Consider the following 21,279-nt stretch of genomic DNA (forward strand, 5'->3'; position numbering starts at 1 on the left):
TCGTGGCAGCATTCAATTCTTCCATTCCCACCCGCCACTTCGACGTGGTGATCGTCGGCGCCGGCGGCTCCGGCTTGCGCGCCGCGCTGCAAATGTCGGAAGCCGGCCTGAACGTCGCCGTGCTGTCGAAAGTCTTCCCGACCCGCTCGCACACCGTGGCGGCGCAGGGCGGCATCGGCGCTTCGCTGGGCAACATGAGCGAGGACGACTGGTTCTGGCACATGTTCGACACCGTCAAGGGCGGCGACTACCTGGGCGACCAGGATGCGATCGAGTTCATGTGCCGCGAAGCACCGAAGGTCGTGTACGAGCTCGAACACTTCGGCATGCCTTTCGACCGTAACCCGGACGGCACCATCTACCAGCGTCCGTTCGGCGGCCACACCGCCAACTTCGGCGAGAAGCCGGTGCAGCGCGCCTGCGCCGCCGCCGACCGTACCGGCCACGCGCTGCTGCACACCCTGTACCAGCGTAACGTCCGTTCGCGCACCCACTTCTTCGTCGAGTGGCAGGCGATGGACCTGGTCCGCAACCAGGACGGCGACGTGCTGGGCGTGATGGCGCTGGAAATGGAAACCGGCGACGTCATGATGCTGCAGGCGAAGACCACCGTGTTCGCCACCGGCGGCGCCGGCCGTATCTTCGCCGCGTCGACCAACGCCTTCATCAACACCGGCGACGGCCTGGGCATGGCGGCACGCGCCGGCCTGCCGCTGCAGGACATGGAGTTCTGGCAGTTCCACCCGACCGGCGTGGCCGGCGCGGGCGTCCTCATCACCGAGGGCGTGCGCGGCGAGGGCGGTATCCTGATCAACTCGAACGGCGAACGCTTCATGGAGCGCTATGCGCCGACCCTGAAGGATCTGGCGCCGCGCGACTTCGTTTCGCGCTCGATGGACCAGGAGATCAAGGAAGGCCGCGGCGTCGGCCCGAACAAGGACCACGTGCTGCTGGACCTGCGCCACATCGGTGCGGACACCATCCGCAAGCGCCTGCCGTCGATCCTGGAAATCGGCCACAAGTTCGCCAACGTCGATGCGACCAAGGAACCGATCCCGGTCGTCCCGACCATCCACTACCAGATGGGCGGCATCCCGACCAACATCCACGGTCAGGTCGTCGCGCCGGACGGCAACGGCGGTCAGAAGATCGTCAACGGCTTCTACGCGATCGGCGAGTGCGCCTGCGTGTCGGTGCACGGCGCCAACCGCCTGGGCACCAATTCGCTGCTCGACCTGGTGGTGTTCGGCCGCGCGGCCGGCAATCACATCGTCGGCCAGAACCTGAAGGCGCAGGGCAACCGCGCGCTGCCGAAGGACTTCGCCGACTACGCGCTGGGCCGCCTGAACGCCCTCGAGAACTCGACCGGCGGCGAGAAGGTCCAGAACGTGGCCAACGACATCCGCGCCACCATGCAGAAGTTCTGCGGCGTGTTCCGTACCCAGGCCCTGATGGACGAAGGCGTCAGGGAAATCATGAAGCTGGACGAGCGCCGCAAGCACGTCTCCTTCAAGGACAAGTCGAAGGTGTTCAACACCGCCCGTATCGAAGCGATGGAGCTGGACAACCTGATCGAAGTGGCAAAGGCGACCATCGTCTCGGCCGCGGCGCGCAAGGAGTCGCGCGGCGCCCACGCCCATAGCGACTACGAGCACCGCGACGACGAGAACTGGATGAAGCACACCCTGTTCTTCTCCGAAGGCAATCGACTCCAGTACAAGCCGGTGATCCAGAAGCCGCTGACGGTCGACACCTTCAAACCGAAGCCCCGTACATTCTAATTAGGTAAAAAATGGCACGCACTGTCCAACTCAAGATCTACCGCTACGATCCGGACAAGGATTCGAAGCCCTATATGCAAGACGTCACCGTCGAACTGAAAGACACCGACAAGATGCTGCTCGACGCCCTGCAGCGCATCAAGTCCGACGTCGACGACTCGCTGGCCCTGCGCCGCTCCTGCCGTGAAGGCGTGTGCGGTTCGGACGCGATGAACATCAACGGCAAGAACGGCCTGGCCTGCACCACCAACCTGAACGAGCTGACCCAGCCGATCGTGCTGCGTCCTCTGCCGGGCCTGCCGGTGGTGCGCGACCTGATCGTCGACATGACCAACTTCTTCAAGCAGTACCACTCGATCAAGCCGTTCCTGATCAACGACTCGATTCCTCCGGAGAAGGAGCGTCTGCAGTCGCCGGAAGAGCGCGAAGAGCTGGACGGCGTGTACGAGTGCATCCTGTGCGCCTGCTGCTCGACTTCCTGCCCGTCGTTCTGGTGGAACCCGGACAAGTTCGTCGGTCCGGCCGGCCTGCTGCAGGCCTACCGCTTCATCGCCGACTCGCGCGACGAAGCGACCAACGAGCGCCTGGACAACCTGGAAGACCCGTACCGCCTGTTCCGCTGCCACTCGATCATGAACTGCACGGATGTGTGCCCGAAGGGCCTGAATCCGAACAAGGCGATCGGCAAGATCAAGGAATTGCTGGTACGCCGCGCGATCTAAGTGCGAACGTTTCGTGGGCTCGGGGAGCCCGCCCTACGATGAAAGCACCGACGTAGGGTGGGCACCCTGTGCCCACGGATACGCCGCAGACCCGCCAAAAAATGTATATTTGCGGCGAAATGCGCTTATCTTGTTTCCATAAATACAGTAAAACTACCGTACTGCCGCGAACCGGCAGCCGGAGTATAGTGTTGACCGAACAACGGACTCTAGTGTGAAAACGCATCAATCCGACCCAGCCAACCGTGCACGCCTGCGCTGGCGCGCACGCCGGGGGCTGCTTGAAAACGACCTGATCCTCACGCGCTTCCTGGATGCGCACGAAGAGGAGCTGACGGACGAGGAAGTCGATGCGCTGACCCGTTTGCTGGACCTGGCGGACAACCCGCTGATGGACCTGCTGCTGGGACGCACCGAGCCCGCGGGCGAGGTCGACCTGCCGAACGTGCACGCCCTGGTGGCGCGGCTGCGGCAAGCGTGAGCGAATCGACGCTTTTTTATTTTGTACCCACCTCCCAAAGAAGGAAGTGCCATGAATACCTCTGAAACCAAAGCCACCTTGTCGTTCTCCGACGGCAGCCCGTCGGTCGACATGCCGATCTACAAGGGCACCATCGGTCCTGACGTCATCGACATCCGCAAGCTGTACGGCCAGACCGGCAAGTTCACCTACGACCCGGGCTTCATGTCGACCGCCTCGTGCAACTCGAGCATCACCTACATCGACGGCGACAAGGGCGAGCTGCTGTACCGCGGCTACCCGATCGAGCAGCTGGCCGAGAATTGCGACTTCCTGGAAACCTGCTTCCTGCTGCTGAACGGCGAGCTGCCGAACGCCGAGCAAAAAGAAAAGTTCACCGACACCGTGACCAAGCACACGATGATCCATGAACAAATGAACTTCTTCTTCCGCGGCTTCCGCCGCGACGCGCACCCGATGTCGGTGCTGGTGGGTACCGTCGGCGCGCTGGCGTCCTTCTACCACGACTCGCTGGACATCAACGATCCGGAACAGCGCGAGATCTCGGCCATCCGCCTGATCGCCAAGCTGCCGACCCTGGTCGCGATGGCATACAAGTACTCGGTCGGCCAGCCGTTCATGTACCCGCGCAACGACCTGTCCTACAGCGCGAACTTCATGCACATGATGTTCGCCAACCCGTGCGAAGAGTACAAGGTCAATGACGTGCTGGTGCGCGCCCTGGACCGCATCCTGATCCTGCACGCGGACCACGAGCAGAACGCATCGACCTCGACCGTCCGCCTGGCCGGTTCGTCGGGCGCCAACCCGTTCGCCTGTATCGCAGCCGGCATCGCCTGCCTGTGGGGCCCGGCGCACGGCGGCGCCAACGAAGCCGCCCTGACCATGCTGAAGGAAATCGGCAGCGTCGAGAACATCCCGGCCTTCATCGAGAAGGTCAAGGACAAGAACTCGGGCGTCAAGCTGATGGGCTTCGGTCACCGCGTGTACAAGAACTTCGACCCGCGCGCCAAGCTGATGCGCGAAACCTGCCACGAAGTGCTGAACGAACTGGGCCTGCAGGAAGACCCGCTGTTCAAGCTCGCCATGGAACTGGAAAAGATCGCCCTGAACGACGAATACTTCGTGTCGCGCAAGCTGTACCCGAACGTCGACTTCTACTCGGGCATCGTGCAGTCGGCCCTGGGCATCCCGGTCTCGCTGTTCACCGGTATCTTCGCGATGGCCCGCACCATCGGCTGGATCGCCCAGTGGAACGAGATGATCGCCGACCCGGAACAGAAGATCGGCCGTCCGCGCCAGCTGTTCGTCGGCTCGCCGCGCCGCGACGTGCCTTCGATCGACAAGCGTTAATTTGCCAGGCCGGCTTGCCGGCCGTCGCAAACAAGAAAGCGGGCCTCGGCCCGCTTTTTTTTATTCAGAAATTATTCGTCGAAATCTTCGGCGAGGTTCTTCCAGCCCTTGCTCTTGGCAAAGCTCGAGAATTCCTCCGGCGCCTCGAGCACGATCAGCTTGCTCTCCTGCAGGCCCGGATCGCTGAGCCCGAAGTCCGGCCCCTTGTAGCCGACCGCGCGCAGGCGGTCGACGATCTGGCGCAGCAGTACGCTGTCCTTGTGCGTGCCCGGTTCCAGCCGCGCCTTGAAGTCCACGTACACGTCGATGATCCCGTAACCCTCGTCGAAAATGCGGATCGCCTTGACGTCGTGGGTACGGCCGGTTCCATCCTTGGCCTGGAAGGGGCCGGACAGTTCAATATCAGTATCGGTAGTCATGGTGGGAGCATACCACTGCGCACGCCTGCAGGCCTATTGCTTGCTCTCCAGGAACGTGGCCGCGTTCATGCAGCCCAGCGCGCGCGCATCCTCGAGCGGCGTGGTGATCACGAAGTCGTTTCGGGTTGCGTGCAGGTCCGCCCCATGACGCTCGAGTATCCGCAGCGCTTCCACGTCGTCGCGCGTGGCCGCCATGTGCGCCGCAGTCCAGTCGTTCAGGCCGTGCAAATCGGTACGGGCGCCGTTCTCGAGAAGGAATTCGAGGATCCGGTATTTGTCCGCGCGCTGCCAGTCGAGGGTGCTCAGCAGCGGCGTATAACCCTCGTCGTCGACGAAGGACAGGTCGACGCCGCGGTTCACCATCCAGGCAATCGCCTGCATGGACCCGATATCGATGGCGTTGGTGATCCAGCACCGCTCCAGCCAGTCGTCCCGTCCGTGCGGGAACTGGTCGTTGACCGCCGCTTCACGTTCCAGGTCCTCGACACTGCCGGACTTGAGGATGCGCGCGATGCGCTCGTAGTTTTCCCAGGGGCTATCTTGTGTCATCGCCAGCAAAAACGGCCGCCGGATCGCTCCGGCAGCCGCCACATGAATGAGATGTCAGTAAAAATCAGACGGCGTAGTAAGCCTCGACCGTGCCCTTCAGCTTGATCAGCATCGGACGGCCCTTGCGGTCGACAACCTTGCCGGCAGCAACCTTGATCCAGCCTTCGCTGATGCAGTATTCCTCGACGTCGGTGCGTTCCTTACCATTGAAGCGGATGCCGACCGGGTGCTTGAAGACTTCCGCGTCGTGGTGCGGGCTGCGCGGGTCGATGGACAGGTGGTCGGGCAGGGGAGGGAGTTGATTAGTATCGTTCATGGCGATATTATCCATGATTCTCGTCCGCGTGGCGACGTAGCGCGATTCATTTGCACTTGCCGCGTACCACCGCAGCCGCCCAGAACGGCAGGGCCAACAGGCCAGTGACGCCCACGTTCCAGCCCCCGCCACCGTGTCCCCCGATGACCGTGCTCGCAGGCTGGAACTTCAGCGCATTCGGATTCAGGCAGCCCGGCTTCTCGGCCTCCGAGAAAGCCCATTCGAACTTCTGGTAAGCATCGCCGCTGAGCGCCTTGTCCGAACGAATCCTGGGACCGGCCGGCTGCTCGGCCAGCGTCTCGCGCACCGCCTTGCTGATCACCTCATCCGTCAGACGCAGGCTGAGCTTGCCCTCGGCTTTGCGTTCGTCAAGCTCCTGCGCCATTGCCTGCCACCCGGCCAGGCACATCCCCACCACCGTCACCCAGGTCCACGCTCGCATCGCTCGCCCCCAAAAGTTGCTGGTGAGTCAACTCTACACGACTTATCGAACAATCACAGATCTTGCACAATTGGTTACATTTCCAACGTACAATGCTTGACCGATGATTCGACGAGGTTCCGATGAAACGTTTCCTTGCACTGATGGCGGCGCTCCTGCTGACGATCCCGGCCTTCGCCACCACGACCAGCTACTTCGACAACAGCGGCCGCAGCGACGTGCTGTCCGGCGGCGTGCGCATGATCCCGATCGCGACGCCGAAAGGGACCTTCAAGGTCTGGACCAAGCGCGTCGGTAACAACCCGACCATCAAGGTCCTGCTGCTGCACGGCGGCCCGGGCATGACCCACGAGTATCTCGAAGCTTTCGACAGCTATTTCCCGGGCGCCAGCATCGAGTACTACTATTACGACCAGCTGGGATCGAGCTACAGCGACCAGCCCGACGATCCCTCCCTGGTCGAGCTGCCGCGCTACGTCGAGGAAGTCGAGCAGGTGCGCAAGGCGCTGGGCCTGAACAACAAGAATTTCTATCTGCTGGGCCACTCCTGGGGCGGCATCCTGGCCGCCGAGTACGCGCTCAAGTACGGCCGCAACCTGAAGGGCCTCGTCATCTCGAATATGATGATGAGCATCCCGGCCTATAACCGCTACGCCGACACGGTCCTGATGCCGGCCATGGACCAGAAGGCGCTGGGCGAGATCAAGCAGCTGGAAGCGGCCGGCAAGTACGAGGATCCGCGTTACATGGAGCTCCTGCTGCCGAACCACTACGTGCACCACGTGCTGCGCATGCCCTACGCGCAGTGGCCGGAGCCCGTCACGCGCTCGATCGCCCACATTAATCCGAAGATCTACGTGCCCATGCAGGGCCCGAGCGAACTGGGCGCGCATAACGCCAAGCTGGAGAACTGGGACCGCGTGGCCGACTTGCCCAGGATCGCCGTGCCGACCCTGGTCATCGCCGGCCGCCACGACACCATGGACCCGGCCCACATGAAGATGGTGGCGCAAAAGGTGCAGCATGGCCGCCTGTTGATGTGCGAGAAGGGCAGCCACATGTCCATGTACGACGACCAGCAAACTTATTTCACCGGACTGATCAAATTCCTGCGCGACGTCGACGGAGGCCAATTCAAATGATGCACACGACTCTGAAATCCCTGGTCCTGGCCTGCTGCCTGTTCTTTGCCAGCGTGGCCCAGGCCGCCAGCGCCGATCCTGTCCTGGCGAAGCAGGTCAACGCCTTCGTCGACGCCTGGCACGACGATGCCGCCCACGCGCGCATGGCCTATTTCGACAAGATGGCGCCCGACGGCGTCTACATCGGCACCGATCGCAGCGAGCTGTGGCAGCGCGACGACTTCAAGGCATGGGCCCGCAAGTACTTCGAAGGGAAGACGTCCGCCTGGTCGTTCAAGGCCACGCGCCGTAACGTGTATACTGCGGGCGATGGCAAGCTGATCTGGTTCGACGAGCTGCTCGACACGCCGAACATGGGCCACTGCATGGCCAGCGGGGTGATCCGCAAGACGAACAAAGGTTTCGAAATCCTGCACTACCAGCTGTCGATGGCGGTGCCGAACGAGATCGCGAAGCAGGTGACGGCGCTGGTGACGAAGGCCGAGGCCGCACCGGCCAGGTAGAGATATTCAATATTTCTATTGCAATACCTGTACTATATTCGCAACAGCTTGTCATTCATCGAATGACAAGGTCTGTCAAACACAATTAGAATGTTGCTTTGCAACAAGTGACAATCCTCAATAGAAATTCTCTGTGGGGTAAGTGAGAAGAACGCTCCATGGGAACCTATTACGACATCGACCACTGGCGCTCCAGGGTCTTCGCGTCCCTGCTGTCGTATGTGGTCATGCTGGGCACGCTCGCCGCGGTGCCCAGCATCGGCCTGTCCGTCAGCGAAGGCCTGTGGCCGGTCGCCCTGATGGACAGCGTGGCGCTGGCCTGGGTGGCCGCGCTGTGGCGTTTGCCGCGCCTGAACTACACCTTCCGCGTCCTTAATTTCCTCGCGATCCTCTACCTGATCGGCATCGGCCTGATGCTCACGGTCGGCCCGGTCAGCCAGATCTTCCTGATGGCGCCACCCGTGCTGGGTGTGGTCCTGCTGGGCATGCGGCCGGCGCTGGCCGCGCTGGGCCTGAGCGGCGCCACCATCTTCGTGCTCGGCCTGACCGGCTATGCCAGGCTGTACGTCACCGGCATGGAAGAGCACGAGCTGCTGCCCTGCCTGATCGTCACCCTGAATTACCTGTTCGTCGGCGCACTGATTACCCTGACCTGCGGCAGCCTGCTGCAGCGCCTCGATAATTCGATGGCGGAGCTGGGCCGCACCGCCGACTCGCTCGAGGAAGGCCACGCCAGGCTGCACGAACTGAACGCCGAGCTGCGCCTGACCTCGGCCGCGGTGGCGCGCCTGAACGACATGGTCCTGATCGCCAGGGTGGTCGACGATGCCGGCGCCGAGCAGCCGATCATCTTCGCCAACGACGCCTTCGTGCGCCGCACCGGCTACACGCGCGACGAGGTGGTGGGTCAAAGCATGCGCCTGCTGCACGGCCCCGAGACCGACCAGATCGAGGTCGCCCGCATCCTCGGCGCCATGGCGCGTGGCGAGGCCGCCAAGGCCGAGCTGGTGAACTACACCCGGCGCGGCGAAAAATACTGGGTCGAGATGGAACTGGTGCCCTTCGCCGACGAAGGCGGCCGCAACACGCACTGGGTGGTGGTCGGGCGCGACATCACCGAGCGCCGCAACGCCGCCGACGCCATCCACCGGCTCGCGTTCTACGACGTCCTCACCGGCCTGCCGAACCGCCGCCTGCTGATCGAGCGCCTGGACGCCATGGTCGCGCGCGCGCACGCTGCCGCCGGGCTGGGCGCGGTGCTGTTCATCGACCTCGACAACTTCAAGACCATCAACGACGCGCGCGGCCACGCGATCGGCGACAACATGCTCAAGCACGCCGCCCAGCGCGTGGCGGCGGCGCTGCGCCAGGGCGACACGGTGGCGCGCCTGGGCGGCGACGAATTCGTGGTCGTGCTCGAGAACCTGGGTCCGGACGCGCAGCGCGCCACCTTCGCGGCGCAGGTGGTGGCCGAGAAGATCCGCGGTGCGCTGGCCGAGCAGGTCGAGATCGGCGGCCAGCTGTATCACGCCTCGGCCAGCATCGGCATCGCGCTGCCGCTGCGCAGCGGCCAGACCGGCCACGACCTGCTGCGCGAAGCGGATACCGCGATGTACCACGCCAAGGTGGCCGGCCGCAACGGCGTGACCCTGTTCGAAGCCGGCATGCTGGCCGAGGCCGAGCGCAAGCTGACGCTGGAACGCGATTTCGCCGCCGCGATGGACAACGGCGAGCTGTCGATGTATCTGCAGCTGCAGATCGACCACCTGCGCATGCCGGTGGGCGCCGAGCTGCTGATGCGCTGGCAGCGCCCGGACGGCAGCTTCGTGCCGCCCGACGTGTTCATTCCGGCCGCCGAATCGAGCGGCCTGATTTACCCGCTCGGCCAATGGGTGCTGCGCCAGGCCTGCGAATACTGGCTGCGCCTGGACCGCGCCGGCCTGGCCGTGCCGCTGTCGGTGAACGTCAGCCCGCTGCAGTTCCGCCAGCCGGACTTCGTCGAGCAGGTGTGTGCGGTCCTGGTCGAAACCGGCGCCCCGGCCAGTCAGCTGATCTTCGAAGTCACCGAGGGCCTGCTGGTGAACGACCTGAACGAGACCATCGCGCGCATGCACGAACTGGCGCAGATGGGCATCCGCTTCTCGATCGACGATTTCGGCACCGGCTATTCGAACCTGGCCTACCTGAAGAAGATGCCGCTGTACGAACTGAAGATCGACAAGAGCTTCATCCGCGACACCCCCGGCGACGTCAACGGCACCGCGATCGTGCAGTCGATCCTGGCGATGGCCGACCACCTGGGCCTGCGCGTGGTGGCGGAGGGCGTCGAGACCGACCAGCAGGCCAGCTTCCTGGCCGCGAACCGCAAGCCGGCCATGCAGGGCTTCCTGTTCTCGCGCCCGGCGCCGCTGGAAGAGTTCATGACGCAGATGCGCAACTGGCAGGCCAAAGCGGCGTAATTTCCCCCATGCCGGGTAGAGGGCCGGCCGCCCACGCGCAGCCCCGGCGACGACAGGATGGCCCAGCTGATGCGCGACCGCGTCCAGCACCTGCGCGACGAGCTCACGCGCAAGACCGATGACCGCGCCCGCCCGGAGCGCATCCAGCTGCTCGAGGTGCGCCTGGAGCCGCTCAATCCGATGCAGGAGTCGCGGGACAAGGTGGCGGCCCGCCTGGCGGTCTGGCAGGCGATTTCCTGCCAGCGCCTGGTGGAACTGGTCATGACTTGACGGCGGCCAGGGCCTGGCGGCCGGCGTCCAGCGTCGGCAGCAGGCGCACGCCGGCCACGCCGTCGAGGCGCGCCACGCCGGCGCCGCCGGCCCACAGCTCGACCTCGGGCGGCAAGGCCTGGCGCAGCTGGGACAGCACCGGCGCCACCTGGCGCCGCGGATAGGCCGCCGAGAAGGACAGGGCGACGACGCCGGCGCCGTACGCGCTTGCCGCGCGCGCGATGTCGAGCAGCGGCGTTTCGAGGCCGAGCGAGATGCAGTTGGCGCCTTCGAGCGAGAACAGGGCCTGGGCCATCAGGATGCCGAGACCATGCGCTTCGCCGGGGACCGTGGTCATCAGGATGCGCGGACCCTGGCGCGCGCCGGGCAGGTCGGCGATCGCCTGGCGCAGCTGCTGCTGGGCCGACTCGGTATAGAAATGTTCGTCGAAGACGTCGAAGCTGCCGTCTTCCCAGCACTCGCCGACGGCCGTGGTCAGTGGCGCCATCGTCTGCTCGACGAAGCGCTCCAGGCCCTGGCGCGCCAGCGACTGGCGCAGCGCGTGGCGGAACACGGCCGGGTCGCGCGCACGGATCGTCTCCAGCAGGTGGGCGATGGCGCTGGTCTGGCCTTCCTCGTCCGCGGCGCGCTGCGGCGCCGCCAGCGCGGCCAGTTCGCCATGTGCCATCGCGGCCAGCGCGCCGGGACGGTGGCCCTGGTCCATCAGGCGCTTCATCAGGCGCAGGCGTTCGACCTGCTCGCCCGGATAGCAGCGTTCGCCGTTGGCGTCGCGCACCGGCTGCGGGAAGCCGTAGCGGCGCTCCCAGACCCGCAGCACGTCCTTCGACAGGCGCGTCTCGCGCTCGACGGCGGCGATGCTGAAGGTGGGCGATAGGATGGTGGCGTTCATGAGAGGTCTATTCTAGCGCGGCAGAGCAGGGCCGCGCCATCGTAGCGGATCACGGCCAGCAGGCGCCGCAGGTCCTGGTCGAGGCGCCGTTCGGCGCCGGCGAAGGGCACCAGCTCGGCGATGCGCGCCATGCAGTCGAGCAGGCCGGCGCCGAGCCGGCGCGGCAGGCCGTCCGGATGGCGCAGGGCGCAGGCCTGGCGCACCGCCACCAGCAGCGCCGCCGCTACCTGTTCCGTCAGCTCGACCGCGCGCAGGCAATCGCGCGCTGCGATCATGCCGGTGCCGGCCTTGTGGATCACCGCGTCCGGCGTCAGCCTGAGCGCTTCCGCGGTCCATGCCGAGACGCTGGCCTGCAGCGCCTTGAGGCCGTGTCCCGCTGCCGCGTTGCGCAGGCCGGGCGGCAGGCCTTTGCCGGCACAGGCGTCGACCACCAGCGCCATCTGCTGTTCGAACAGGCCGGCGAGCTTGGTCACCGCGTTCTTCATGCCCTCCATCGCGAAGGTCAGGTGGCCGGCATGGTCGAGGGAACGCGGATCGCCGCCGGCGCTGTTCAGTTCCACTTCGATGTGGCTCACCATCCAGGGCAGGCCGTCCAGCAAGACCCCGATCACCTGCGGCGCGCAGCGCAGCGGCGCCAGATGGTGCTGCTGTGCTGCGCCCGTCCCTTCGCCGAGGTCGTCGCGGATCCAGCCGGCCGCGCGCAGCGTGCCGGGATAGGGCCGGGCCGCGAACAGGGCCTGGTCGAAGTGGGAGGCGTTGCCGTCCAGGGCGACGGCGGCCAGCGCCGCGATGCGGCCGCCCAACCGGCACAGGCTTCGTGCGCGTACCGCCGCCAGGCAGGCCAGGCCGGTCATGGCGGCGCCGCCGTCGATCAGTGCCTGGTCCTCGGCGACCAGCGCCGACAGCTTGTCGTCCTCGAGCAGGCTCGCCAGCTGGCGCAGCGTGTCCATGCCGGCGCCGGATTCGGCCTGGCACAGCGCGACCAGGCGCACCGCGAGGATCGCGCGGGTCTGTTCCGGGGTGAAAGGGGTGTCCAGGCCGGCGCCGTGCCAGCTGAAGAGCCGGTGCGGCGCATCGTCATCGCCCGCCGGGCGCTTCAGCCGCGCGGCGCCGGCCTCGATGCGGGCGGCAAAGGCCGGGTCGCCGGACAGCACCGGCCGGGCGCGGCCCGCGGCCAGGGCCTCGATGTCGCCCACGGTGACGGGGCCGGCGCCGAATACCACGGCGGGCAGGCCGCCGGCCGGGAGGTCGATCTGCATGATCATGTGGCGATGCTCCAGTCGGCGGGTTTGTCCAGCATGCCGCGCGGGATGCGTTCGCCCAGCGTGAGCGCCTTCGGGCGCTCGGGCGCGGCGAGTCTTGTGTCGATCCAGCTGCGCAGTTCCTGGATGAAGCCTTCGCCGGCGCCGGCGCGCGGCACGATGAAGGCTTTCAGGCGCTGGCCTTCGTCGGGGCGCATCAGGCGCACGGCGGCATCCTCGACCAGCGGGTGCTCTAGCAGGACCCGGCGCACGCGCTCGGGGAAGACGTTGACGCCGCCCACCTGCACCGCGCTGTCGCGGCGCGGGCCGAGCGTAAAGCGGTCGTCGCCGCACCAGGCGAGCGTGTCCTGCGGATGCAGGGTCTGCGGCTCGCCATCCGGGCCGCGGCGCAGCAGCGCATCCTCGGAGCGTTCGATATGCGGCAGCAGGCGGTAAGGATCGCGGTGCGAGGCGCGCCAACCCAGGCCGCCGGTCTCGGAAGCGCCATACACCTGGACCAGCGCCAGGCCCGCAGCCTCGGCGCGTTCGGCCACCGCGTCGGGGCAGGGCGCGGTCGAGCTGACGCCGGTCACGCCGGTGGGGAAGTCCTGGTCCGCGTCCAGCGCCGCCTGCCAGAACTGCGGATGGCCGATCACGAGGTCGCCGGGCAGCAGGTGGCGCCCCAGCTGGGACGGCAGGCGCGCGCGCACGCTCACGACCTGGTCCGCTTCGAGGCCGAGATGGCGCGGCAGCAGCACGCCGAACAGGAAACCGTAGATGTGATGCGCCGGCACCGCCATCAGCAGGCGCCGGCGTCCGCTGAACAGCGTGGCCAGGCTGGCCGCTTCCTGCTCCAGCGTGGCGAGGGCGTGCGCGCAGCGTTTCGGTTCGCCGGTGCTGCCGGAGGTGCGGAAAGTCAGTTCGGCGTCCCGGTGCTGCAGGCCTGCGGTGGCGATGTCCAGCCAGTCGCCGAGGGTGCGGCGCGCCAGCAGGTAGTCCTCGACGCCGCTGTGCTGCAGTTGCAGGGCCTCGGCCAGCGCGCCGGCCAGCTGCAGCAGCTCCAGCGAATCGACGCCCAGGTCCTGCTGCAGCGACAGCGAGGGCTCCCAGCTGTCCGGCAGGAGCAGCGGGTCGTGGCGCAGCGCTGCCAGCTCGCCCGCCACCAGGTCGGCGACGAAGCGCAGCAGGGCACTGCGGTCGGCCCACCATGGGGCGGAAAGGACGCTTGGCGTGTCGGGCATGGGCTTACAGGCGCTTCACGAAAATCCAGAAGCTGCCGTCGCTGATGGCCTTCTTCATGTGGATCTTCACCTTGGTCGGGGTCATTTTATAGTCGAACACGTACTCGAACATCGTGTTCAGGTTATTCGCGCGCACGCCGGCGTCGAACACGCCCTTGAAACGGGCTGTATTGGTGCAGGGCGCGACATCGCGGAAGAAGTTGGTGCCGATCACCGCGCTGGCGTGGCGGCCGGTGATTTCCGCTTCGGCCTGGTTGTAGCGCAGGACCTTGCCCTGGCCGTCGAGCTGGATGGCGCCGAATGCCAGCTCGTCGATTTGCTTGCCCGACAGCTGGGATAGCTTGTTGTCGATGTCGTCCTTGCCGAAGGCGATCACGTTGAGGGTAGACAGCATGGTGCTCCTTTTATCTTGTATGTAATTGAACCATAGTTTTGTCCAGGACAAAGCGCGATTGTATATTACTTTTCGGAAACAATGTAAGTTTGTCCTGGACAAAGTTGCGACGATGCCACTTGCAAGACGCGGTATGCTAAGGTGGCGCCTTCCCCATCGAGCGAATTTCCGCAGCGCGCAGTGAGCAGTCTTTCCGCCCCTACCTCGGCCCCGGCCGCACCCTACGTCGGCCGCTTCGCCCCATCCCCGACCGGCCCGCTGCACGCCGGCTCGCTGGTGGCGGCCCTGGCCAGCTACCTGGACGCGCGCGCCAACGCCGGCGCCTGGCTGATCCGCATCGAAGACATCGACGAGGGCCGCGCCGTGCCGGGCGCCGCCGACACCATCCTCGAGCAGCTGGACTGGCTGGGCATGCATTCGGATGGCGAGATCGTCTGGCAGAGCCGGCGCAAGGAGCTCTACCAGGCCGCGCGCGAGCGCATCGCCGACTGGGTGTACGGCTGCGGCTGCAACCGCAGGGAGATCGCCGATTCGCGCCTGGGCGTGGGGCCGGACGGCGCGGCCATCTATCCGGGCACCTGCCGCCACGGCCTGGCGCCGGGACGCGAGGCGCGCAGCCTGCGCCTGCGGGTGCCGGAAGCGGGCGAGGACGTGGTCGGCTTCGCCGACCGTTTCGCGGGCTGGCAGGAACAGCGGCTGGCGCTGGAATCGGGGGATTTCGTGCTCAAGCGGGCGGACGGCTACTGGGCCTACCAGCTGGCGGTCGTTGTCGACGATGCGGAGCAGGGCGTCACCGACGTGGTCCGCGGCGCCGACTTGCTCGACTCGACCCCGCGCCAGATCTACCTGCAGCGCCTGCTCGGCGTGCCGACGCCGCGCTACCTGCACGTGCCGGTGGTGCGCAACGCCAATGGCGAAAAGCTGTCCAAGCAGACCGGGGCGCTGGCCATCCCCTCCGGTCCGCAAGGACGCGATGAAGAGGCCGCCGTCGCGGCCCTGCAACAAGCGGCGGGTTTCCTTGGACTGCGGCTGGCCTCGCCGGCCCCGTCCATCGGCTCGCTGGCCGCGTTCTGGCAGGAGGCGGTCCCGGCCTGGGCCAGCCTGCTTGCCGAACGCGGCGCTCTACTGGAACTGCCAGGCTAGCGCTGCCAGCTGGCCTCCCAGCGCCGCCTCCGGCCTACCCACCACAGCGCGCCCAGGCCGCCCGCCAGCATGGCCCACTCGGTCGGTTCCGGGATCGGTGCGGCCACGATGAAGCCGCGGATCTCGCCTTCCGGATAGGCGCTGGTGTGGATGTTGACGTAGGCCTCGTTGGCATTGAGGCCATCCACGAAGGCCGAAGCTGCGCCCTTCACCGTGCCGCCGTTCGCCGCCAGGAAGGCGGGATCATACGTGGCTTCCTCGTACAGCGGCAGGGTCGCCGAGAAGGTGCCGGACTTCACGCCGGTCGGGAAGTCGGCGAAGGGGATCGCGACTCCCGAGGTGCCGGTGAAGGCATCGGTGGTGCAGCAGTGGATGTGGGCCTCAAGCGAGGTGCCCACCAGGTCGCTGAAGGGCATGTCGACCGTCAGGTTGCTGGTGCCGGGATCGAAGCTGAGCATGATCGTCGCCATGCCGGAGCCGGGAGAGCCGTTGGGCGGGCTTTCGGCCGGGCCGCTGGCGGTGGCCCGGTAAGTCTGGGCGAAGGCCGGGCTGGCCAGGCCCGCCGCCGCTGCCAGTGCTAGAACGGACAGAACTTGTTTCATGGAATACCTCCTGTTGAACAGAGTCTCTGCAACGCACCCGTCCTGGGTGCTGTCAAAAACTTAGCACTGGAGGATTAGCCAGACCCGCACCGTACGGCTGAGATAGTGCCCGTGGGCGACTGGAATTTGGAAAGCTTGGCATAATGGCCAAAATGACCAGAGATTCAGTAAATATGCGATTCAAAATTTTTGCCCTGCCGCTCGTTTTCGTATCATGTCTGGCCCAGGCCCAGGATGCGTCCCTGCTGGCGGGCGCGATGCGCGTCGACCAGAACGCGGGCGACAATTCGTTCGCGGTGGCGCTCGGCTACACCCACCACATCAACAAGTATGTCTCGGTGAGCGCCGACTACCTGAACGAAGGCCACCCGAAGCTGCACCACCGCGACGGCCTCGGCGCCCAGCTCTGGGTCCACACGGCGGTGCCCGCGCGCGGCTGGTCGGTCGCGGCCGGCTTCGGTCCCTACTATTACTTCGACACCACCACCGGCAACGGCTCCTTTACCGATTACCGCAACGACCACGGCTGGGGCCAGCTGATGAGCGTGAGCGCCAAGTACCACCTGGCCTCGAACGCCTATCTCGAAACGCGCCTGTCGCACACGCACGGCATCACCGCCCACGACACCACCATGCTGATGTTCGGCGCCGGCTACGAGCTGCGCAATCTGCCGCGCGAAATCCGCCTGCAGAACGCGGAGCGCGGCGACAATCTCCTGATGCTGCTGGCCGGCCGCTCGATCGTGAACAGCTTCGCCTCCGAGACCGCAACGTCCTACGGCCTCGAATACCGCCGCACGGTGAACCCGAACGTCGAGTGGAGCGTGATCCTGATGAGCGAAGGGAAGGTCGATGCGGCCGAGCGCAAGGGCATCAGCGGCCAGGTCTGGCTGCTGCGTCCCTTCACCGAACGCACCGTGCTGGAGATGGGCTTCGGCGCCTACGCGATGCGCGACCAGCTGGACCGCAAGGACGCCAGCGGCGAACGCGAAAACAAGGTCGCGCCGATCGCCTCGATCGGCATGCGCTACCGTATCAGCGACAATCTGCGCGCCCAGCTCACCTGGAGCCGCGTGATCACGAACTACGAGCGCGATTCGGATGTGTTCATGCTGGGCGCAGGCGTCGCGTTCTAGCGCTCTTTGCGCCGGTCGATCAATCGCCCGCCTTCGGCCGCTTCATGATCGTGATGCCGCCGTCGGCTTCGAGGAAGGCGCATTGCATCTCATGGCGCGCGCAGCCGGATTCGCGCAGGGCCTGCTCGAGGTCGATCTGGCCGATGCGGTTGCGGCGGACCACCTTGTCGAAGAAGACGCCGTCGCGCCCGATCAGCACGGGTTCGCCCTCGACCATCGCTTCCACCTTGCGGCTGCGCGCCGACAGCAGCCCGATGCCGCCGTTCAGCACGATCAGCGTGCCCGCGATGATCAGGCCGCCGCTGACGGAACTGTCGCCGCCGGACAGGCCGTTCGATACCGATTCCGAGAGCAGCATGACGACCAATAAGTCGAACGGCGTCAGCTGGCTGATGGTACGCCGGCCCGACAGGCGCACCATGACCAGCAGCGCAAGATAGATCATCGCGCCGCGGACAATGAATTCCCACCAGGGAAGATCCATATCAAACATGACGGCCTCTCGTGGAATGCTTATTGATGAGAGGATTGTAGTGACAGTGGACGGGTTTGATTGTTCGCTAGGGAACGTAGTGGGCGTCCGGCGTCACCACCCGCACCACCGTCTCGCAATAATCCCGGAACCCCATGCGCAGATAAAGCCCATGCGCCGCCTCGTTCGCCCGCATCACATGCAGGAAGGGCGTCTCGTCCCGTAAAAGCTGGCGCCGGATCAGCTTCAGCATCAGGCGCCGTGCATAAGCGCGGCCCTGGTGATCCGGATGCGTGCAGACGCCGCTGATCTCGTGCAGTCCCGGCGCCGCCATGCGCTCGCCGGCCATCGCGACCAGCCGGTCGCCCTCGACATAGCCGAAGTATTCGCCCAGTTCGATGGTGCGCGGGCCGAAGGGGCCGGGCCTGGTCAGCAGGGCCAGCGTCAAAGCCTGGTCGGCATGGCTTGCGTCGAGCGGGATCGCATCGGGCGCCGCGTCGTGTTCGGGCATCGCGCCGTCCCAGATCATCCGGTACATGGTCGACTCGGCCTCGATGCGCCAGCCTGCCGGCGCGGGTCCGGACCACGCGTCGCAGTAAAAGCACTCGCCGGGTTCGCAGAAGGGCAGCAGGGCTGCGAAGTCCGGCTGCTGCGGGTCGGGAAAGCCGACGATGGGCGAGAAGCCGGGGGCGTAGCGCCGCGCCGTCCCGGTGCCGGTCGCCAGGTGGGCGTGCGTGCCGCTCAGCGTATTCCAGAAGATGTTGTCGAGCAGGTGGGCCATGCTTAGCTCTCTGCCTCCGGATGGCGCGCCAGCCAGGCGGCCAGCGCCGCTTCGTAGTTTTCCTGCGCGATCTGGTAGACGTCGAAGACGCACATGACGCAGCCGGTGCCGCAGCAATCCTCGAGTTCCGGTTCCTTCGGCGGCAAGGGGCGCGGATCGGGCTCCGCGGGTGCGGCCGGCTCGCTCACGGGTCTTTCCTGTCGTTGAGGATGGCCTGGATCTCCTCGCGCTCCTTCTTGCTGACGTGGCCGCGCAGGGCGGCCAGCACCAGCGCCTTGCCGGAACCGGAAAAGGCCTTGGTAATCAGTTCGCTGACCAGGCTCGTTTGCAGGGCATCCTGCGGCTGGGCCGGCGCGTAGACGTGGGCGCGCTGGGACTCGTCGCGCAGCAGCAGGCCCTTGGCATGCATCAGCTGCAGCAGGCGCAGCACGGTGGCCGCCGTCAGGTCGGGACGGTCGCTTGCTACAGTCTCGTGCACCTGCCTGGCCGTGGCGGGGCCGAGCTGCCACAGGATGCGCAGCAGCTCCAGTTCGGACGGGGTCGGTTTGGGGGGGGAAGCGGGATGCGGCATGCCTTGCAGCATACCGTCTCCCGCCGCGGATGTCACTCGTGCAGCTCGTATTCGCGCAGCGAGAACACCATCCTGCCGCCCTGTTTCTTGCAGACGCCGCTCATGGTTTCGCCCGGACGCAGGGTGAACATCATGCGCGTGCCCGGCGTCCTGGTCGCGCAGTCGGCGTGGGCGCTCTCCGGCACCGGCGGCACCTTCGGCGGTGGCGGCGGAGCAGGCGGTGCCGGCGGCACGGGAATGGCGGGCATGGCCGGCATGGCGGGCATCGGCGCATCGGCCGGCGTGTAGGCCATTGCGCCATCGGGCGCAGGCGGCGCGGGCGGAGCCGGCGGTGCGGGTGGACGCGGCGGCTTCGGCGGTTTGGGCGGCGGCGGGCATTTGGCGTCCTTGTCGCTGCAGTTGACGTAGACGTGGACGTCGGCCAGGCTGGCGCCGGCGGCGCTGGACAGCAGGGCAAACATCAGGATGGCGGCGCTGGTTTTCATCGTGTTCTCCTCAGGTTGGATGGACACATGATGTCTCCCGAATGTGGAGAAAAAATGAAGATTTGTGCGTGCCAGTCACAAATCGAATCTGTAGCCCAGGCCGTAGATCGAATGGATGGCTTCCACGCCCGGCAGCACGGCATCCAGCTTGCGCCGCAGGTTCTTCACGTGGCTGTCGATGGCGCGGTCGGCCACCTCGAGGTTGGCATTGCCCTCGCGCGCGGCGTCCAGCAACTGGGCGCGCGAAAACACCTGGCCGGGCCGGCGCGCCAGTGCCGCGAGGATCCCGTATTCCGTCGGCGTCAGCTCCAGCGGCCGGCCGTGGATGCGGACACGGCGCGCGGCGTCGTCGATCTCGATGCGCGGCGCGGCGGGCGCCGCTGCCTGACCCGCACGCCGCAAAATGGCCTTGATGCGGGCCATCAGCTCGCGCGGGCTGAAGGGTTTGCACAGGTAGTCGTCGGCCCCGGCTTCGAGGCCGAGCAGGCGGTCGATTTCCTCGACGCGCGCGGTCACCATCACGATCGGCACTTCGGAGAAGCCCCGTACTTCGCGGCATACCGAGAGGCCGTCCAGCCCCGGCAGCATCAGGTCCAGCACCACCAGCGCCGGCGGCTGGCGCCGGATCGCGTCCAGGGCCAGGGCGCCGTCGCCGAACACGGTGGCGTGGTAGCCGGCGGCGCGGGCATAGTCGGCCACCAGCGCGGCCAGTTCGGGTTCGTCCTCGACGATGAAAATGTCGGTGTTCATGCGCGGTCGCTTGATGGGATCGAGATGGTGGCGCGCAGGCCGCCGAGCGGCGAATGCGCGAAACGCAAGGACGCGCCTTGCGCCTCGAGCAGGCGGCGGCACAGGGCCAGCCCCAGGCCGGCGCCGCCATGCGCGCGGCTGCGCGAGGCATCGACGCGGTAGAAGCGCTGCGCCAGGCGATCCAGCGCTTCATCCGGCACACCGGGCGCGCTGTCGTCCAGGTGCAGATGCAGCGTCGTGCCCTGCAGCGCTGCGCTGATGCGAACCCGGCCACCTGCCGCCGTATAGCGCAGGCTGTTCTCGAGCAGGTTGTCGAGCACCTGGCGCATGCGGTCCGGGTCGGCCATGGCCATCGAGCGCGGCGGGGCAGGGCCGATGTCGAGCTCCAGTCCCGCCGCCTGCAGGCGCGCTTCGAAGGCGCGGGCCTGGCCGCAGGCCAGCCGCCAAAGGTCGAGGCGTTCCGGCTTGACGTCGAGGGCGCCGACGTCGGCCCGCGCCAGCGCGTACAGCTCGTCGATCAGCTTGTTCAGGGCCAGCACCTGGCGCAGCATGGCGTCGACGGTGTCCGGGCCGGCGCTGCGCACGCCGTCCTGGATCGCCTCGAGCTGGGCGCGCAGCACGGCCAGCGGGGTGCGCAGCTCGTGCGAGGTATCGGCCACCCACTGGCGGCGCGCGTCCTCAAGACTGTCGAGACGCTGGGCCAGGGTGTTGAAGTGGCGCGCCAGCTCGCCCAGTTCGTCGCTGCGCGAGGCGGGCAGGCGCACGTCGAAGCGGCCTTCGGCCAGCATGCCGGCGCCGCCCGCCAGCGACTGGATCGGCCGGCGGAAGTGGCGCGCCAGCAGGGTCGCGGCGAGCGCGGAGAAGGCCACCGCAAAGGCCAGGATCCACCACAGGCTGGCGCGCAGCTGATCGAGGAAGGCCAGCGCCATGGCGTCGCTTGGCCGCGGGCTGCGCGCCACGCCCAGGTAGCCGACGGTGCGGCCGTTCACCTCGATCGGCCGGCGCGCCAGCGGGATCGCATCCGGCCTGCGTCCGGCCAGGTAGCGGCCATCGGCGTCGAGCAGGGTGATGCGTTGCGGCAGGGATGCATCGGCGCCGGCTTCCGGGGCGGGGCCCATGCTCGCGCGGGCGTCGACG

At 66.7% G+C, this 21,279-nt stretch carries 26 protein-coding genes; 10 read left to right on the plus strand and 16 right to left on the minus strand.

What is annotated here, in order from left to right; all coding sequences use genetic code 11:
- The first annotated feature begins 2 nt into the window (after positions 1-2).
- From sdhA to gltA, 4 genes are all read left to right on the plus strand, one after another.
- Positions 3-1,781, plus strand: a complete 1,779-nt coding sequence (gene sdhA, locus LQV39_RS12960; RefSeq protein ID WP_230026116.1) for a succinate dehydrogenase flavoprotein subunit — start codon at positions 3-5, stop codon at positions 1,779-1,781.
- Between the two features lie 11 nt (positions 1,782-1,792).
- Positions 1,793-2,503, plus strand: a complete 711-nt coding sequence (locus LQV39_RS12965; RefSeq protein WP_230026118.1) for a succinate dehydrogenase iron-sulfur subunit — start codon at positions 1,793-1,795, stop codon at positions 2,501-2,503.
- Between the two features lie 214 nt (positions 2,504-2,717).
- The gene (locus LQV39_RS12970) at positions 2,718-2,984 is read left to right on the plus strand and encodes a succinate dehydrogenase assembly factor 2 (protein ID WP_230026120.1); all 267 of its coding nucleotides are present in this window, start codon (positions 2,718-2,720) and stop codon (positions 2,982-2,984) included.
- Positions 2,985-3,035: 51 nt separating this feature from the next.
- Positions 3,036-4,337 (plus strand): citrate synthase, encoded by a 1,302-nt coding sequence (gltA, locus tag LQV39_RS12975; protein ID WP_230026122.1) that lies wholly within the window; start codon positions 3,036-3,038, stop codon positions 4,335-4,337.
- A 71-nt stretch (positions 4,338-4,408) separates the two neighbouring features.
- Here the strand turns inward: gltA and LQV39_RS12980 are convergent, their stop codons facing one another.
- From LQV39_RS12980 to LQV39_RS12995, 4 genes are all read right to left on the minus strand, one after another.
- Positions 4,409-4,756, minus strand: a complete 348-nt coding sequence (locus tag LQV39_RS12980) for a hypothetical protein (protein WP_230026125.1) — start codon at positions 4,754-4,756, stop codon at positions 4,409-4,411.
- A gap of 33 nt (positions 4,757-4,789) precedes the next feature.
- Positions 4,790-5,305 (minus strand): ankyrin repeat domain-containing protein, encoded by a 516-nt coding sequence (locus LQV39_RS12985; RefSeq protein ID WP_230026127.1) that lies wholly within the window; start codon positions 5,303-5,305, stop codon positions 4,790-4,792.
- A 64-nt stretch (positions 5,306-5,369) separates the two neighbouring features.
- The gene (locus LQV39_RS12990; RefSeq protein WP_230026129.1) at positions 5,370-5,621 is read right to left on the minus strand and encodes a DUF3297 family protein; all 252 of its coding nucleotides are present in this window, start codon (positions 5,619-5,621) and stop codon (positions 5,370-5,372) included.
- Between the two features lie 46 nt (positions 5,622-5,667).
- Complete coding sequence (locus tag LQV39_RS12995) at positions 5,668-6,063, minus strand: hypothetical protein (RefSeq protein ID WP_230026131.1); 396 nt, start codon at positions 6,061-6,063, stop codon at positions 5,668-5,670.
- Positions 6,064-6,185: 122 nt separating this feature from the next.
- Between LQV39_RS12995 and LQV39_RS13000 the strand changes: the two genes are divergently transcribed.
- The 4 genes from LQV39_RS13000 to LQV39_RS13015 all read left to right on the plus strand — a co-directional run bounded on the left by LQV39_RS13000 (position 6,186) and on the right by LQV39_RS13015 (position 10,437).
- Positions 6,186-7,205 carry a proline iminopeptidase-family hydrolase gene (locus LQV39_RS13000; RefSeq protein ID WP_230026134.1) on the plus strand — a complete coding sequence of 340 codons (1,020 nt, stop codon included), beginning with the start codon at positions 6,186-6,188 and terminating at the stop codon, positions 7,203-7,205.
- Positions 7,202-7,708, plus strand: coding sequence for a nuclear transport factor 2 family protein (locus tag LQV39_RS13005; RefSeq protein WP_230026136.1), 507 nt, complete (start codon positions 7,202-7,204; stop codon positions 7,706-7,708). The genes LQV39_RS13000 and LQV39_RS13005 overlap by 4 nt, the downstream gene beginning before the upstream one ends.
- Before the next feature lie 158 nt (positions 7,709-7,866).
- Positions 7,867-10,167 (plus strand): bifunctional diguanylate cyclase/phosphodiesterase, encoded by a 2,301-nt coding sequence (locus tag LQV39_RS13010; RefSeq protein ID WP_230026138.1) that lies wholly within the window; start codon positions 7,867-7,869, stop codon positions 10,165-10,167.
- Positions 10,168-10,224: 57 nt separating this feature from the next.
- Positions 10,225-10,437 carry a hypothetical protein gene (locus LQV39_RS13015; RefSeq protein ID WP_230026140.1) on the plus strand — a complete coding sequence of 71 codons (213 nt, stop codon included), beginning with the start codon at positions 10,225-10,227 and terminating at the stop codon, positions 10,435-10,437.
- On the opposite strand, the gene LQV39_RS13020 is transcribed toward LQV39_RS13015, so the two are convergent.
- Genes LQV39_RS13020 through pyp form a run of 4 tightly spaced genes read right to left on the minus strand, consistent with a single transcriptional unit; the run spans position 10,427 to position 14,202 of the window.
- Complete coding sequence (locus LQV39_RS13020) at positions 10,427-11,326, minus strand: MerR family transcriptional regulator (protein WP_230026142.1); 900 nt, start codon at positions 11,324-11,326, stop codon at positions 10,427-10,429. The genes LQV39_RS13015 and LQV39_RS13020 overlap by 11 nt on opposite strands.
- On the minus strand, positions 11,323-12,591 hold the full coding sequence (locus tag LQV39_RS13025) for an aromatic amino acid lyase (RefSeq protein ID WP_230026144.1): 1,269 nt from the start codon (positions 12,589-12,591) through the stop codon (positions 11,323-11,325). Before LQV39_RS13025 ends, LQV39_RS13020 begins: the two co-directional genes overlap by 4 nt.
- Entirely contained in the window at positions 12,588-13,808 is a 1,221-nt protein-coding gene (gene pcl, locus LQV39_RS13030; protein WP_230026146.1) for a 4-coumarate--CoA ligase, read from the minus strand. Before pcl ends, LQV39_RS13025 begins: the two co-directional genes overlap by 4 nt.
- Before the next feature lie 4 nt (positions 13,809-13,812).
- Positions 13,813-14,202, minus strand: a complete 390-nt coding sequence (pyp, locus tag LQV39_RS13035) for a photoactive yellow protein (protein ID WP_230026148.1) — start codon at positions 14,200-14,202, stop codon at positions 13,813-13,815.
- Between the two features lie 180 nt (positions 14,203-14,382).
- On the opposite strand from pyp, the gene gluQRS reads away from it, so the two are divergent.
- Positions 14,383-15,345: a tRNA glutamyl-Q(34) synthetase GluQRS gene (gene gluQRS, locus LQV39_RS13040; protein ID WP_230026150.1), complete on the plus strand. Its 963-nt coding sequence runs from the start codon at positions 14,383-14,385 to the stop codon at positions 15,343-15,345.
- On the opposite strand, the gene LQV39_RS13045 is transcribed toward gluQRS, so the two are convergent.
- Entirely contained in the window at positions 15,342-15,947 is a 606-nt protein-coding gene (locus tag LQV39_RS13045) for a CHRD domain-containing protein (RefSeq protein ID WP_230026152.1), read from the minus strand. The genes gluQRS and LQV39_RS13045 overlap by 4 nt on opposite strands.
- Positions 15,948-16,120: 173 nt before the next feature.
- On the opposite strand from LQV39_RS13045, the gene LQV39_RS13050 reads away from it, so the two are divergent.
- Positions 16,121-17,083, plus strand: a complete 963-nt coding sequence (locus tag LQV39_RS13050) for a porin family protein (RefSeq protein WP_230026155.1) — start codon at positions 16,121-16,123, stop codon at positions 17,081-17,083.
- Positions 17,084-17,102: 19 nt separating this feature from the next.
- On the opposite strand, the gene LQV39_RS13055 is transcribed toward LQV39_RS13050, so the two are convergent.
- The 7 genes from LQV39_RS13055 to LQV39_RS13085 form a co-directional block, all read right to left on the minus strand.
- On the minus strand, positions 17,103-17,576 hold the full coding sequence (locus tag LQV39_RS13055) for a DUF421 domain-containing protein (protein WP_230026157.1): 474 nt from the start codon (positions 17,574-17,576) through the stop codon (positions 17,103-17,105).
- Positions 17,577-17,643: 67 nt separating this feature from the next.
- Positions 17,644-18,336 carry a GNAT family N-acetyltransferase gene (locus LQV39_RS13060; protein WP_230026159.1) on the minus strand — a complete coding sequence of 231 codons (693 nt, stop codon included), beginning with the start codon at positions 18,334-18,336 and terminating at the stop codon, positions 17,644-17,646.
- Positions 18,337-18,338: 2 nt separating this feature from the next.
- On the minus strand, positions 18,339-18,524 hold the full coding sequence (locus tag LQV39_RS13065; protein ID WP_230026161.1) for an oxidoreductase-like domain-containing protein: 186 nt from the start codon (positions 18,522-18,524) through the stop codon (positions 18,339-18,341).
- Positions 18,521-18,919 carry a BlaI/MecI/CopY family transcriptional regulator gene (locus LQV39_RS13070; protein ID WP_230026163.1) on the minus strand — a complete coding sequence of 133 codons (399 nt, stop codon included), beginning with the start codon at positions 18,917-18,919 and terminating at the stop codon, positions 18,521-18,523. Before LQV39_RS13070 ends, LQV39_RS13065 begins: the two co-directional genes overlap by 4 nt.
- A gap of 20 nt (positions 18,920-18,939) precedes the next feature.
- Complete coding sequence (locus tag LQV39_RS13075) at positions 18,940-19,392, minus strand: hypothetical protein (protein WP_230026164.1); 453 nt, start codon at positions 19,390-19,392, stop codon at positions 18,940-18,942.
- Positions 19,393-19,467: 75 nt separating this feature from the next.
- Positions 19,468-20,142, minus strand: a complete 675-nt coding sequence (locus LQV39_RS13080; RefSeq protein ID WP_230026166.1) for a response regulator — start codon at positions 20,140-20,142, stop codon at positions 19,468-19,470.
- Positions 20,139-21,279 (minus strand): ATP-binding protein (locus tag LQV39_RS13085; RefSeq protein WP_230026168.1); only part of this gene is annotated, 1,141 nt, incomplete at its 5' end. The genes LQV39_RS13085 and LQV39_RS13080, both read right to left, overlap by 4 nt.

Origin of the sequence: Massilia sp. Bi118 (genome assembly GCF_918697865.1) — a bacterium.
Classification (GTDB): domain Bacteria; phylum Pseudomonadota; class Gammaproteobacteria; order Burkholderiales; family Burkholderiaceae_D; genus Telluria.